This window comes from Bifidobacterium leontopitheci (genome assembly GCF_009193355.1).
Classification (GTDB): domain Bacteria; phylum Actinomycetota; class Actinomycetes; order Actinomycetales; family Bifidobacteriaceae; genus Bifidobacterium; species Bifidobacterium leontopitheci.
Genome location: NZ_WBVT01000031.1, coordinates 1 through 14,557 on the forward strand (window position 1 = coordinate 1; position 14,557 = coordinate 14,557).

Annotated in this window: 9 protein-coding genes and 1 pseudogene; 5 read left to right on the forward strand and 5 right to left on the reverse strand. The window is 66.6% G+C overall.

Going from position 1 to position 14,557, the window contains the following annotated elements:
* Positions 1-50: 50 nt before the first annotated feature.
* Entirely contained in the window at positions 51-4,178 is a 4,128-nt protein-coding gene (locus tag F7D09_RS08640; protein WP_152234992.1) for a DUF3418 domain-containing protein, read from the reverse strand.
* A gap of 75 nt (positions 4,179-4,253) precedes the next feature.
* Positions 4,254-4,859: a class I SAM-dependent methyltransferase gene (locus F7D09_RS08645; protein ID WP_152234994.1), complete on the reverse strand. Its 606-nt coding sequence runs from the start codon at positions 4,857-4,859 to the stop codon at positions 4,254-4,256.
* Between the two features lie 148 nt (positions 4,860-5,007).
* Between F7D09_RS08645 and hflX the strand changes: the two genes are divergently transcribed.
* From hflX to F7D09_RS08660, 3 genes are all read left to right on the forward strand, one after another.
* Positions 5,008-6,528 carry a GTPase HflX gene (gene hflX, locus F7D09_RS08650; RefSeq protein ID WP_193312408.1) on the forward strand — a complete coding sequence of 507 codons (1,521 nt, stop codon included), beginning with the start codon at positions 5,008-5,010 and terminating at the stop codon, positions 6,526-6,528.
* A 167-nt stretch (positions 6,529-6,695) separates the two neighbouring features.
* Positions 6,696-7,658, forward strand: a complete 963-nt coding sequence (locus F7D09_RS08655) for an L-lactate dehydrogenase (protein WP_152234996.1) — start codon at positions 6,696-6,698, stop codon at positions 7,656-7,658.
* Between the two features lie 143 nt (positions 7,659-7,801).
* Entirely contained in the window at positions 7,802-8,770 is a 969-nt protein-coding gene (locus tag F7D09_RS08660) for a cation diffusion facilitator family transporter (RefSeq protein WP_193312409.1), read from the forward strand.
* 84 nt (positions 8,771-8,854) lie between these two features.
* Here the strand turns inward: F7D09_RS08660 and lexA are convergent, their stop codons facing one another.
* Positions 8,855-9,559: a transcriptional repressor LexA gene (gene lexA / locus F7D09_RS08665; RefSeq protein WP_152234998.1), complete on the reverse strand. Its 705-nt coding sequence runs from the start codon at positions 9,557-9,559 to the stop codon at positions 8,855-8,857.
* Between the two features lie 152 nt (positions 9,560-9,711).
* Here lexA and F7D09_RS11730 point away from each other — a divergent pair, with 152 nt between their 5' ends.
* Both F7D09_RS11730 and nrdR read left to right on the forward strand, forming a co-directional pair.
* Positions 9,712-10,125 (forward strand): LysM peptidoglycan-binding domain-containing protein, encoded by a 414-nt coding sequence (locus tag F7D09_RS11730; RefSeq protein WP_376863013.1) that lies wholly within the window; start codon positions 9,712-9,714, stop codon positions 10,123-10,125.
* 58 nt (positions 10,126-10,183) lie between these two features.
* A pseudogene (gene nrdR / locus F7D09_RS08675) lies at positions 10,184-10,627 on the forward strand (transcriptional regulator NrdR); the annotation flags it as partial.
* Between the two features lie 352 nt (positions 10,628-10,979).
* On the opposite strand, the gene serA reads toward nrdR, so the two are convergent.
* Positions 10,980-12,179, reverse strand: coding sequence for a phosphoglycerate dehydrogenase (gene serA, locus F7D09_RS08680; RefSeq protein ID WP_152235002.1), 1,200 nt, complete (start codon positions 12,177-12,179; stop codon positions 10,980-10,982).
* A 10-nt stretch (positions 12,180-12,189) separates the two neighbouring features.
* Complete coding sequence (locus F7D09_RS08685) at positions 12,190-14,466, reverse strand: HelD family protein (protein WP_152235004.1); 2,277 nt, start codon at positions 14,464-14,466, stop codon at positions 12,190-12,192.
* Between the last annotated feature and the right edge of the window lie 91 nt (positions 14,467-14,557).

Below are 14,557 nucleotides of genomic sequence, written 5' to 3' on the forward strand. Positions count from 1 at the left end.
GTGAAGGGGTGAGGGGATGAGGGGATGAGGGGATGAAGACGGCGAGGGGATCAGGCCAGCGCCTTCTTGATGCGGTTGATGCTCACCGGCTTCGCGGTGCCCAGCTCCTGCGCCCACAGGGACACGTAGAACTCCTCGAGCATCCAACGGGCCGTTTCGGCCTGCTTGGCCATCGCCTCATGCTTCGGGCCGGCGGGCTCGGCCTTCGCCTTCGCCGCGGCCTTGTCCACCAGCGTTTTGGCCTCGTCCGCCTCCCACGCCCACCGCACGTCGCGGTTCTTGTCGGTCTTCGCCTTGGTCAGGCGCATCAGGTCGGCCGCAAGATACCGGGGGATGTTCTTCAGCGCGTCCGGGGGAGCGGCGCCGATGAACCCGGGGAACACCAGCGTGGCGATATGCTCGCGCACCGACTGCAGCACCGAGAGCATCGGCAGGTCCGCCTTGCCTGACGTCGCCTTGTCGACCTGCGCATACTGCTTGAGGATGGCGATCACGTCATGCGCCACCGCGTAGACCGTATCCTCGAACACCTCGTGCACGTCCAGCACGGCGTCGGCAAGCGCCTTGTCGTCGGGCAGCGTGTCGATTGTCGGCAGCAGCCGCTTGACCGCGGCCAGCTGCAGGTCCTCCACCAGATCCTTCGTCGAACGGTAGGGGGCGGACGCGAGCATCAGCGCCTCCGCGCCAAGCCAGCGCGACGAGATGCGCTCGGACGGCAGCCGCAGCGCGTCCAACGCGCCACGCCACAGCATCGCCGCCCGCGACTCGGTGGTCGCGCCGGCCTTGTGCAGCAGGTTCGCCTGCTCCACCAGCTTGCCCTGATCGGCGGCACGGTCGGCCTTGCGCTTGATCATCTGCCGCGCCGACGCCTCCGCCTGCTCGGCGAAACGGCGTTGCAGCTCGACCAGCGACTTGCCGCTGCCCAGCACCTTGACCGGGCCGCGCGCGGGCCGTCGTCCGCGCCTGCCCTGCGGGGCGGGCAGCTGCTGCTCGACCGCGAACGTCATCCGCAGGTACGGCGTGAGACGCTCCCACAGGTCGTCGTTCAGCACTTCGGGATGGATCTGCGCGCCGACGGTCGCGATCGCCGCCTGCGTGAACACGTGCGGCAGGTCGGGCCACATGTGCCCGTCGTCCGTCTGCCCGGCATCGTCGGGCAGATGAGGCCTGCCCATCTCGCCTGAGCCCGGAAGGTCGGGGTAGCGGTCGTCGATCCACGCGCGGATCTTGCGCGCCGTGTCCGGAGCGGGCACGAACTGCACGCGCAGCGCCTTCGGCAGCGCCTTGATCATCGCGACGAGCAGCTCGTCGAGCAGGCCCGGCACATTCCATGTGAACTGTTCCGTCGTCAGCCGCGACAGCGCCTTCAACGGCACGTGCACGGTGACGCCGTCCGCCGGGTCGTGCGGGTCGTACACGTAGCTCAGCCGCAGGTCGATCGGTTGGCCGTCCGTGCCGACGGTATGCCAATGGTCGGGGTAGTCGGCGAGGCTTACCGACTCGGCCGCCGCCAGGCGCTCCACCTTGTCCGGGTCGAAATCCAGCAGATGCGGCTGCTGGTCGTGCGTCGTCTTCCACCATTTCGCCAGGTCGGCAACGCAGGTCACGTCGTTGGGGATCACCGACTGGTAGAAGTCGTACAGGTCCTCGTCGCTGACCGTCTGCGCCACCTGACGCGTGCGGTTCGCGTCCTCGGCCGCGTCCTCGAGAATGTCGCGGTTGCGTCCCACGAAGTCGTCATAGGAGAACCGCTGCTGGATGTCGCCTTCGACCAGACCCTGACGGATCAGGAAGTCACGCGCCTCCATCGGGTTGATGCGCCCCCACTGCACGGTCCGGTCGGTCACGATCGGCAGGCCGTACAACAGCACCTTGGCGCTCGCCACCGCCGAGCCGCGCGAGCCCGACCAGTGCGGCTCCGCGTACGTCGTGCGCGTCAGCTGGCCTGCCAGCGGCTCCGCCCACGCCGGGTCGATGGCCGCGCTGTAACGGGCCCACAGGCGGCTCGTCTCGACCAGCTCGGTGCTCATCACCCACGGCGGCGTCGACTTGGCGACCGCCGAGGCGGGGAACAGCGCGAAATGCATGCCGCGCGCGCCTTGGTAGTCGTTCCGGGCGCTCTTCTGCGCGCGCTTCATGGCACGGGCCTTCGCCGCGCCCTTGAGCCCAGTGAAGTCGGACGCCTTCGGCTCGTGAACGACCTGCATGCCCATCATCGACAGCAGGCCGGCGAGCATCGACGTGTGGATGCCGCGCGAATCCCACGAGCAGCACAGCGAATGGGCGGCCTGCTGGTTGATCGGCAGCTGCCGGACCGTCAGCTCGGGGCGCGACGCCGGCTGCGGCACGCCTACCTTGAACTTGAGCTCGTGGCACATGTCGGTCAGCTGCTTGACCAGATCTCGCCACTGGCGCATGCGCAGCCAGCTGAAATACTCGGTCTTGCAGATGCGGCGCAGCGCCGAGTTGCTCGGCTCGCCGTCCGCCTGGAAGACACGGTCCCAGATGTTGAGCGCAGTCAGGTAGTCGCTCGTCTCGTCGGCATAGCGGTTGTGGATGCGGTCCGCCTCCTCGCGCGCGTCGTCGGGACGCTCACGAGGATCCTGCAGGCTGAGGAACGCGACGATCACCAGCACGGCGGCGACCGTGTCCGGCGTGGTCGACTTCGCCGCCTCGATGACCATGCGGCCCAGGCGCACGTCGATGGGGATGCGGGCGAGCTGGCGGCCCGTGTGCGTGAGCGTCACCTCGCCGCGGTGACGGGCGATCGCCTTCAGCTCGGTCAGCTCGTTGAAGCCGTCGGAGACGGCCTTCATGTCCGGCGGGTCGATGAATCCGAAATTCGTCACGTCCTCGGCGGTGCGTGCCACGCCGACCGACAGCATGTGCAGCACGACGGCGCCCAGCGACGTGCGCAGGATCTCCGGTTCGGTGAAGCGAGGACGCGTCTCGTAGTCCTCGCGCGAGTAGAGGCGGATCGCGATGCCGTCGGCGATACGGCCGCATCGGCCGGCGCGCTGGTCGGCGCTTGCCTGGCTGATCGGCTCGATCGGCAGGCGCTGCACCTTCGCCGTCTTGGAATAGCGCGAGATGCGCGCGGTGCCGGGGTCGACGACATACCGGATGCCCGGCACGGTCAGCGACGTCTCGGCCACGTTCGTGGCGATGACGATGCGCTGGTGCGTGTGCGGCTCGAAGACCTTGTGCTGGTCCTTGGCCGACAGCCTCGCGAACAGCGGCATGATCTCGATGGCGTCCGGTCGCCGCATGTCGTCGGCGCGCGGGCCGTAATGGCGGCGCAGCGCGGTCTCGAACTCGTGGATGTCGCGTTCGCCGGAAGCGAACACGAGGATGTCCCGTGCGCCGCGCTCATGGCTGGAATGAATGACCAGCTCGGCGCAGGCACGCGCCACGGCGGTCGGCATGTCCATGTCGACGTCCCGCCGCGAGTCGCCGCGTCCGCCGCGTGCGTCGTCGCGCGACGGGGCGGCGGTCAGCTCGTCATACGCCTCCTCGCCGGGCATGGCGCCCGTCTCGAAGCCGGGCACGTGCCGCATGAGCGCCGGAGCCGTGCCGAGCGGCTCGTAGACGACCTGCACGGGATACGTGCGGCCGGAGACCTCGATCACCGGCACCTTGGTGTGCAGGGCGTGTTCGAAATGCTCCTGGAACTTCACCGAGTCGATGGTCGCCGACGTGATGACCAGCTTGAGGTCGCGCCGCTTGGGCAGCAGGGCCGTCAGATAGCCGAGCAGGAAGTCGATGTTGAGGCTGCGCTCGTGTGCCTCGTCGATGATGATCGTGTCGTACTGGCTGAGCTTGGGGTCGCGCTGGATCTGCGCGAGCAGAATGCCGTCGGTGACGACGCGCAGCCGGGTCTTCGGCGATGACTCGTCCGTGAAGCGGACCTGATAGCCCACCTCGTCGCCGAGGCGCACGCCCATCTCCGCGGCGATGCGCTCGGCGACCGTGCGCGCGGCGATGCGCCGCGGCTGCGTGTGCACGATCTGCCGTCCGTGCGAGCCTCGGCCCAGCTCCAGCAGGATCTTCGGCAGCTGGGTCGTCTTGCCGGAACCCGTCTGTCCGGAGACGATGACCACCTGACTGTGCGTCACGGCCCGCGCGATGTCGTCGCGTGCCGCGGAAACCGGCAGTTCGGAAGGATACTCGAACTTCATATGGTTTGTCTGTCCCTCACCTTATCCAATGCATCCAATGCGATACGGGCGCGGCGGCGCCGTCGACGGTCTTCGTCAGTGGCGCAGCACCTCGATGACCCGATATCCCTTGGCCGAGTGGTACTTCGACACGTCGTAGCCGTCGCCCAGCGCCGTGGCGAGCCACGGGATCAGCGAATCCGCACCAAGGTTGCGCTGTACCACCAGATACGCGGCGCCACCCTCCTTGAGCCGCGGCAGCCATGTCATGAGCAGCTCGTGCAGCGCCTCCTTGCCCACGCGGATTGGCGGGTTCGACCAGATCGCGTCGAACCGAAGATCGCCCGGCACCTGGTCCGGCGTCACCGCGTGGACGTTCGCGCAGCCGTTCGCGCCGGCGTTCGCCGCGGTGAGCTCCACCGCGCGCTCGTTGACGTCCACCGCCCACACGTCGGCCTCGGGGGAGGCGAACGCCAGGGCGAGGGCGACCGGACCCCATCCGCAGCCGATGTCCAGCAGCACGCCCTGCGCCGGCGGCTCGGGGACCTCGCGCAGCAGCACGGACGTGCCCAAGTCGAGCCGGGAGCCGGAGAAGACCCCGTTCGAGGTCTCCACGGTGGTCTCACGCCCCTGCAACGTCACGGTCAGCCGCCTGCGCACGTCGGCGGACGACGGTTCCGCACTGAAATACTGTTCGCTCATCTCACACCTCTGCCTGTGTCCTCATGTCCCGTCCGCCGGAATCGTCGCGGGCCGTGGGCGGCGCCCGCGGAAAGGTCCATGTCTGCCAAAACGATGATAATAACAACCAACCATAGTTCAATCGTGTGAAAAGAATCCAGAGGAGCCATTGAGCCAGGAGAATGCAGAGGTCGTGACGGACGGCGGGGAGGCGCCGCGGCTGACGGGCGTGCTCGCCGACAGGTCGGAGGTGCTGCTTGACGAGGTCGGCGGCGCGGCGCAGGAGAGCAACGAGGAGTGGCGCGAACGCGAGTCGCGCAACCAGCTGAAACGGGTCGCCGGTCTTGGCGAGATGCAGGACGTCACCGAGGTCGAATACCGCAAGGTGCGTCTGGAGCGCGTCGTGCTCGTCGGCGTCTGGTCGAGCGCGGACTCGACCGCGGCGCAGGCCGAGGAATCGTTGCGAGAGCTCGCCGCGCTCGCCCAGACCGCCGGCGCCGTGGTGTGCGACGGCCTGCTGCAGCAGCGTCTTAGGCCCGATCCGGCGACCTATGTCGGCTCCGGCAAGGTCGGCGAGCTCGCCGACATCGTCGCCCAGAACGAGGCCGACACCATCATCGTCGATGATGATCTGCCGCCCAGCCAGCGGCGCGCGCTGGAGGACGCCACCAAGGTCAAGGTCGTGGACCGCACCGCCGTCATCCTCGACATCTTCGCGCAGCACGCCACCAGCCGCGAAGGAAAGGCGCAGGTGGAGCTCGCCCAGCTGGAGTACATGCTGCCGAGACTGCGAGGCTGGGGCGGCTCGCTGTCGCGCCAGGCCGGCGGTCGGGCCGCGGGCGCGGATGCCGGCATCGGCTCGCGAGGCCCGGGCGAGACCAAGATCGAGATGGACCGTCGTGTGATCCGCACCAGGATCGCCCGTCTGCGCCGCCAGATCCGGCAGATGGCCCCCGCCCGCGAGGTCAAGCGGGGTGCGAGACGCCGCTACGGCCTGCCCACGGTCGCGGTGGTCGGGTATACGAACGCCGGCAAATCGTCGATCACGAACCGGCTCACCGGCTCCGCGGAGCTCGTCGAGAACGCGCTGTTCGCCACGCTCGACACCGCGGTGAGGCGTGCGAAGGCGAAGGACGGGCGCCTCTACGCGTACGTCGATACGGTCGGCTTCGTGCGCAACCTGCCCACGCAGCTGATCGAGGCGTTCAAGTCGACGCTCGAGGAGGTCGCCGAGGCCGACCTGATCCTGCACGTGGTCGACGGCTCGCATCCCGACCCCTTCTCGCAGGTCGATGCGGTCAACGCCGTGCTCGCCGACATCGAGGGCGCGGCGGAGATACCGCGCGTGCTCGTCTTCAACAAGGTCGACCGCATCGACGACATCACCAGACAACGCCTGACCGCGCTTGAGCCGGACGCGCTGCTCGCGTCGGCGTACTCCGGCGAGGGGCTGGACGCGCTGCGCGGGCGCATCGAGTCGATGCTCCCAGTCCCCGGCGTGCACGTGTCCGCGCTGCTGCCGTATTCCGCGGGCTCGCTGCTGTCGCGCGTGCGCGAGTACGGCAGCGTCGAATCGGTCGAATACCGGGCGGACGGCGTGTGGCTGGAGGCGGACGTCGACAGCGGACTCGCCGCGAAGGTCGTCGAGCAGGCGGTCGACACGCCCGAGGAGGATGCGGCCGGCGCGTGAGCGGCGGGTGAGCGTTCACAGAACTGTGAGGCAAATCACGTTGCCATGTGGCGTGTGAACCGTTATGAACGCATGTCAAACGTCACCATGTGTAGATAGAGTGATGGTGTTGTCCAAATGAAGCCCGTGACCATACGGGTGCATTGTGCAAAAGAGAGGTCTGCAACATGGTGGATTCACCAATCAAGCCCACTAAGCTCGCTATCGTCGGTGCCGGCGCTGTCGGCTCCACTCTCGCCTTCGCCGCCGCCCAGCGCGGTCTCGCTCGTGAGATCGTCCTCGAGGACATCGCCAAGGAGCGCGTCGAGGCCGAGGTGCTCGATATGCAGCACGGTTCCAGCTTCTACCCGACGGTCTCCATCGACGGTTCCGACGATCCCGAGATCTGCCGCGACGCCGACATGGTGGTCATCACCGCCGGCGCTCGTCAGAAGCCTGGCCAGTCCCGTCTGGACCTCGCTGGCGCGACCATCAACATCATGAAGTCGATCATCCCGAACCTCATCAAGGTCGCCCCGAACGCCATCTACATGCTCATCACCAACCCGGTCGACATTGTCACGCACGTCGCCCAGAAGCTGTCCGGCCTTCCTGAGAACCAGATCTTCGGCTCCGGCACCAACCTGGACTCCGCCCGTCTGCGCTTCCTGATCGCCCAGCAGACCGGCGTCAACGTCAAGAACGTCCACGCCTACATCGCCGGCGAGCACGGCGACTCCGAGGTCCCGCTGTGGGCCTCCGCCACCATCGGTGGCGTCCCGATGTGCGACTGGACCCCGCTGCCGGGCCACGAGCCGCTCGACGCCGCCAAGCGTGAGGAGATCCACCAGGAGGTCAAGAACGCCGCCTACAAGATCATCAACGGCAAGGGCGCGACCAACTACGCGATCGGCATGTCCGGCGTCGACATCATCGAGGCCGTCATGCACGACACCAACCGCATCCTGCCGGTGTCCTCCATGCTGAAGGACTTCCACGGCATCTCCGGCGTGTGCATGTCCGTGCCGACCCTGCTCAACCGCAAGGGCGTCAACACCGCCATCAACACGCCTGTCTCCGACAAGGAGCTCGCCGCTCTGAAGCGTTCTGCTGAGACGCTGAAGGAGACCGCCGCCAAGTTCGGCTTCTGATACCTGCTATAATCGGTATCCACGTGTGAAAACCCCGGCTTTGCCCGGGGTTTTCGCGTTAAGGCGGCTAATTGAGAATGATGGTGAGAAACGCTCTCACCATCAATTCGCACGGCGGAGGCTCTCGCGGAAAGGCGGATGACATGGCACACGACCATATGACGACGGTCGGGACGACGGCGACCGGCATGACGACGGCGGATGCCGAGGCAGCGAGCCGCGCCCATCAGCGGCGTCTGACCTACACGCTGGCGCTGACCGGAACCGTGTTCGTCGCCGAGGTCGTCGGCGCCATCATCACCGGTTCGCTGGCGTTGTTGGTGGATGCCGGCCACATGCTCACCGACATGTCGGTGCTGATCGCTTCAACGGTGACGGCGGTGCTGATGCGGCGCAAGCCGAGTAACGCCCGCACGTGGGGGTGGGCCCGGCTTGAGGTGCTGACCGCCGAGGCCGGTTCGATGATCCTGCTGTTCGTCGGCCTGTACGCGCTGATCGAGGCCGGCATGAGGCTGTTCGGCGTATCGTCCGACCATATTGCCGACGGGAACCTGCTGCTGGCCTTCGGCATCATCGGCCTGGCGGCGAACGTCGGATCCATGCTGATTCTCGCAGGACAGCACAATGACAACATGAACATGAAGGCGGCGTTCCTCGAAGTGGTGAACGACGCGTTGGGGTCGGTCGCCGTCATCGCGTCGGCCGTGGTCATGACATTGACCGGATGGGATGGTTTCGATGCCATCGCCGGCGCGCTGATCGCGCTCATGATGATTCCCCGTGCCGTCACGCTGCTGCGCAACGCGTTGAAGGTCCTGCTTGAGGAGACGCCGGACGGACTGGACCTGGATGCGGTCCGCGAGCATCTCGAGCACGTGCCTCACGTGGTGGCCGTGCATGACCTGCATGCGAGCACCGTCTCGACCGGCATGCCCATCCTCATGGCGCATGTGGTCGTGGAGCGTGGGCTGACAATGGAGCAGGCGGCCGAAGTGCTCTCGCAGCTGCAGGAGTGCCTGCGCAAGCATTTCCCCGTTTCCGTGCCGCACACCACGTTCCAGCTAGAACCGGAGGGTTACAGCAGCGCCAGCGCCGGCCAGCTGCACTCGTGATCGCCGTGACGACTGTCGCCGTGACGACTGTCGCCGTGACGACTGTCGCCGTGACGGCTGTCGCGGCAACACCAGCGCGGCAGGCTACAGGCGGCGCAGTACGCTGACCACCTTGCCCATGATCTGGGCGTGCGTGCCGTCGATGGGGGAGTAGGCCGGATTGTGCGGGATCAGCCAGACGTGGCCGTTGTCGTTGCGGAACGTCTTGATGGTTGCCTCGTCGTCCAGCAGCGCCGCGACGATATCGCCGTTGACCGCGGAATGCTGTTCGCGGATGACGACGAAGTCGCCGTCGCAGATGGCGGCATCGACCATCGAATCGCCGTGCACTTCGAGCATGAAGAGCTTGCCGCCGCCGGTCAGGCGTTCCGGAAGACGCATGACGTCGTCGACATGCTGCTCCGCGGTGATGGGGACGCCGGCGGCGATGCGGCCCACCAGCGGCACGTCCCGTGACGTGAGAATCGACTCGCTGGGCTCCTCGCCGCCGTTCGTCGGCGCGAGGACGTTGACGGTCTGCGTCGGGACGCCCGTGTCGTACAGTTCGATGGCGCGGCCCTTGTTCGCGCCGATGTGCAGGTATCCCTTCTTCTGCAGGGCCTGAAGCTGGTGCTTCACCGACGAGGGGCTCTTCAGGCCTGCGACTTCGCCGATCTCACGGAAGGAAGGGGCGAAACCGTGGCTGGCTATGTGCTCGCGGATGGCGGTCAGCACCTTCTGCTGACGTTCCGTGAGGTCGGTGTCCCGCTGCCGCTGCGGCGCTTTTCTGGCGGATGGGGTAGTGCTCACGATGGCTCCTTTCGTAATAGTCCCATATCATAGCGCGGATATTCGAACAAAACAAACAAGCGTTCGAGATGGCGTGTTGTGTTTGTCGAACCACCGTGTCATCATGTGTACAACCGTTCGATAGACATGAGTTCGATAAGGAGACGGTGAACATGGAACATATGATCACTAAGTCCGCTGTTCGTCATATCGCTGGCACCCAAATCGCCGACGTCGATGTCATGGGTGCCTCCGTCCGTTCTTCGGTCCGCTCCTCGGTTCACGGCGCCGTGCGCAGGCGCAGGCGTGCCGCGTCGTCGTGGATCAGGGTCGCCGTCACATCCCTGCTGCTCATGCTCGCCTTCATGGCGGGCGTGATGCTGCCTCATCCGGCGCAGTCGGTGGCGGATCCCCAATTGGTCACCAGCTACACGGTGCAGCCGGGCGACACGCTGTGGTCGTATGCGGAGTCGATCACCCCCGACGGCGGCGATGTGCGGGACACCGTGTCGAGGCTGGTCCAGCTCAATCATCTTGACGATGACTCCTTGGAGACCGGACAGCGGCTGCTGGTCCCCGTCGAATGACACGCATGGCACGGCTGAGTTGAAACGTTTTGTCAGTCCATACGCTAATGTAAGGGACATGCATTGTCCTTATTGCCAGAATGCCGATACCAAGGTCGTCGATACGAGAATCAGCGACGACGGGTTCTCGATTCGCCGCCGTCGTGTGTGCCAGGTCTGCCATAAGCGGTTCACGACCGTGGAAAGCACCATGCTGCTGGTGCGCAAGCGTTCGGGGAACGTGGAGCCGTTCGACCGCCGCAAGGTGGTCTCCGGCGTGAGAAAGGCATGCCAGGGCAGGCCGATCAACGAGGATGATCTGCGCAAGCTTGGACAGCGCGTCGAAGAGGATCTGCGCTCCCGCGGTCTGGCGGAGATCGCCTCCGATGATGTCGGCAAGGCCATCCTTCCGCCGTTGCGCGACCTTGATGAGGTGGCGTATCTGCGATTCGCCAGCGTGTACCAGAACTTTGAGAGCATCGACGACTTCCAGAAGGCCATTGACGAATTGCGTGCGGAGCGTCTTCAGGCCGCGGGCGCACAAGGCGCCGACACGCATGAAGCCGGCAAGGATGACACCGAAACCGAGGCAGCTGCCGCGGTGACGAAGGAGGTCAAGGGAAGGCGCTGACGACGTTCCGCATGGCGTCATGGGTTGCAATCCTTTGAGCCGTCGGTTTCGTGAAACGACGGCATTATGCCGCGTCGGCATTATGAATCGTCGTCATGAATGGCAGGTTCCGGCGGCCGCATGTCATCGTACGGTACGAACAAGGGGCTGTGGCAGTCGCGGATGAAGCGGCGTCACAGCCCCTTGTTCGTTTTCTCAACGGCGTGGTCGGCCGTCAGTCAGCCGACCGGCCACGCCGCGCGCATCAGCCGATGACGCGCATACGGATCGTGCCCTCCAAGTGGCCCAAGGCATCCAGGGCGCTCTGGCTGGGCTTCTCGGACACGTCGGTCACCACATAGCCGAGTTCGCCCTCGGTGCCGAGCGACTGGGCGGCGATGTTGATGTTCTCCTCGCCGAGCACATGGTTCACGCGGGCGAGCACGCCGGGGAGGTTGGCGTGCAGGTGCGCGATGCGCACGGCGCCCTTGCACGGGCCGAGGGTGAGCTGCGGCAGGTTGACCGACAGCATCGTGGACCCCTTCTCCCAATAGTCCTCAAGACGCTGGGAGACGAAATGGCCGATGGACTCCTGGGCCTCAAGGGTGGAACCGCCGATATGCGGTGTGAGGATCATGTTGTCCTCGTCGGCAAGGTCGGTGACGAACGGGTCGCCGCTCTTCTTCGGCTCGACCGGGAACACGTCGACCGCGGCGCCCGACAGGTGCCCGGCGTCGAGATGACGCTTCAATGCGGCCAGATCGGCCACGAATCCACGAGACAGGTTGATGAAGATGGAGTCCTGCTTCATATGCGAGAACTGCTCCTCGCCGAAGAAGCCGGTGTTCGCCTTGCGGCCGTCCACATGCAGCGTGACCGCATCCGACTGCTCCAGCAGCTCGTTGAGCGTCTCGCAACGGTGGGCGTTGCCCATGGCGAGCTTCTCCTCGATGTCGTAGAACACGACGCGCATGCCGAGCGCCTCGGCCAGCACGGACAGCTGGGAGCCGATGTTGCCGTAGCCGATGATGCCCAGCGTCTTGCCGCGCACCTCGTGCGAGCCGGAGGCCGACTTGTCCCACAGGCCGTGACGCATGTGGTGGGTGTGCGCCGGGATGCGGCGCATCAGGCAGATGATGTCGCAGATGACCAGTTCCACGACCGAACGCGTGTTGGAATACGGCGCGTTGAACACGCCGATGCCCCGCTTGCCGGCATAGTCGAGGTCGACCTGGTTCGTGCCGATGCAGAAGCAGCCCACCGCGGTCAGCCGTGGGCATGCGTCGATCACGGCGCGGGTGACGCTCGTCTTGGACCGGATGCCCAGCAGATCGACGTCCTGCAGCGCGTCGATGAGCTCGCCCTCGCTCAACGCGCCCTTCGCGCTCTCCACCTCGAACCCGTGGTTGCGCAACGACTGCGCGGCGTCGGGGTGAATGTTCTCCAATAACAAAGCTTTTGCCATGACTCCCACCTTAGAGGCTCAACGACGTTTCGTCTTCCTTTGTCCGCACTATAAGCAGCCGCTGGGTCGGACGGGTCATCGCCACATACAGGTCGGACGCGGCCACCAGGCGCGACGGCGCGTCCTCCTCGATGCGGCCGGGGTTCACCACCACCACCGCGTCGAACTCCAGACCCTTGACGGCCTCGGTCGTGCTGACGGAGACCTGCGCCTCCCACTCCTGCTGCGCGGCGAGGCGGTCGGCCTCCTTGGCGCCCACCGCGTCCGGCAGTGCGGCGCCGATCGCCGAGCGCAGCGGCGACACCAGCGATTCGGGGGCGATGACGGCGACGCGGCCGCTGCCGTCGGCGGCGACATAGTCGCGGGTCAGCGCGCACACCTGCGCCGCGGTCCGCTCCATCAGCTCCTCGCCGGTGCCGACGGTGACGCGTCGCACCGCGTCGGCGATGGTGCGCACCGCGTTCACCGTGGAGATATAGAGTCCCTGCTTGGACGCGAAATCCGACGCCAGGTCGGAGACCTCCTGCGGATTGCGGTAGTTGATGGTCAGCTCGTCAAGCTCCCAGCCGTGCTCGCCGAACAGCCGGTCCATGGTGCGGTTCCATATTCTCGTGCCGCCAAGCGCCGCGGTCTGCGCGACGTCGCCGACGATGGTGAACGAGCGCGACGGGCAGCGGCGCATCAGCATACGCCAGTCCATGGCGGTCAGCTCCTGCGCCTCGTCGACGACGACATGGCCGTAGGTCCATTCGCGGTCGGCGGCCGCACGCTGCGAGAGCACCTCGCCGCCGTCGCCGTTCATCTGGTCGGCGAGCATCTGCGCGTTGACCAGCGAGCCGCCGCCGAACTGGGCGAGCGTGTCTCGGGCGAACTGCTCCTCCTCGGCGCGCTTCGCGTCCTTGGCGGCCTGCTGCGCGGCGAGCTTGGGGTCGGGGCCGAGCAGTTCCATCGCCTCGTCGAGCAGCGGGATGTCGGAGACCGTCATGGCGGAGCCGCGCGGCCGGTACAGGGCCTGCGCGTCCTCTTCGGTCAGCCATGGCGCCATCGCCCGAAGCCGCTTGGGGTTCGACCACAGGCTGGCGATCAGCCACGGCGCGTTCATCGGCAGCCACGCGAGGTTGAGGGTGACGCGGACCTTGTCGTTCATGCGCAGCTGGGCCAACGCTGTGGCGAGCTCGTCGGAGGACGGCGTGTAGTCGAGCTGTTCCGCGTAGCGGTCGCGCAGCGTCTCCAGCATGTGCTGGACGAACGCCTCGCGCGCCTTGTTGTGTGGCTGACGGCCACGCTTCGCCTGTTCGATCGCCTTGGTGATGTCGACCGGCGTCATGCGCACGGCGATGCCGTTGACATGCACGGTCGGCAGGTCGGCGGGCACGCGCTCGCGCATGGCGACGGCCGCGGCGACGACCTGCGCCATGCGGCGGTCACCCTTGAGCATGGCGACGTGCGGGGTGTCGGTGTCGGTGACGGTGACGCCGGGGATGAGGTCGGCGATCGTGCGGCTGACCACGCCCGTCTCGCCGAGCGAGGGGAGCACCTGGTCGATGTAGTGCAGGAACGTCGAGCTGGGGCCGACCACCAGCACGCCGGATCTGGAGAGCGTGCGCCGGTGCGTGTACAGCAGGTAGGCGGCGCGGTGGAGCGCGACCGCGGTCTTGCCGGTGCCGGGGCCGCCCTGGACCACGACGGCGTGGCGCATGTCCGAACGGATGATGCGGTCCTGCTCGGCCTGGATCGTGGCGACGATGTCGGTCATCTTGCCGGTGCGCCGGGAGCTGAGCGACGCCAGCAGCGCGCCCTCGCCGGTGAGCGTGCCCGCCTTCGACGCCTTGCCGACCTGATCGGAGTGCACGTCCAGCACCTCGTCCTCGACGCCCACCACATCGCGGAAGTGCAGGGTGATGTGCCGGCGCATCACGATGTCGCCATGGTTTGACGGCGTGGCCTCGTAGAACGGCCGGGCCGCCTCGGCGCGCCAATCGGTGAGGATCGGCTCATGGTCGTCGCTGGACAGGCCGATGCGCCCGATATAGCGGCGCCTGCCCGCCGTATCGTCCAGACGTCCGAACACGAGACGGTCCTCCACGGCGCGCAGCTGCGTGAGCCGGTCCTCGTACATGGTGGCGAACGAGTCGCGTTCCGTGCGCTGCGTGGGCGATCCGTGGGATCCCGCCGCACGGACCGCGTCCAGCCGCGAGCGGGTCTGGGCCCGCATCGCGTCCAGCCGCGCGTACGCGCGGTCCACTTCGTGCTGTTCCTCCTGCAGTTGCGAAGAAAATCCCGACATGCAATTCCGTTCTCTCGGTGAAAACTCAGGCAATCAAATCTAGCGCATGGGCCCTACACGGGGCGCCCGCGGGCAGGCTCGAAGGCGCACG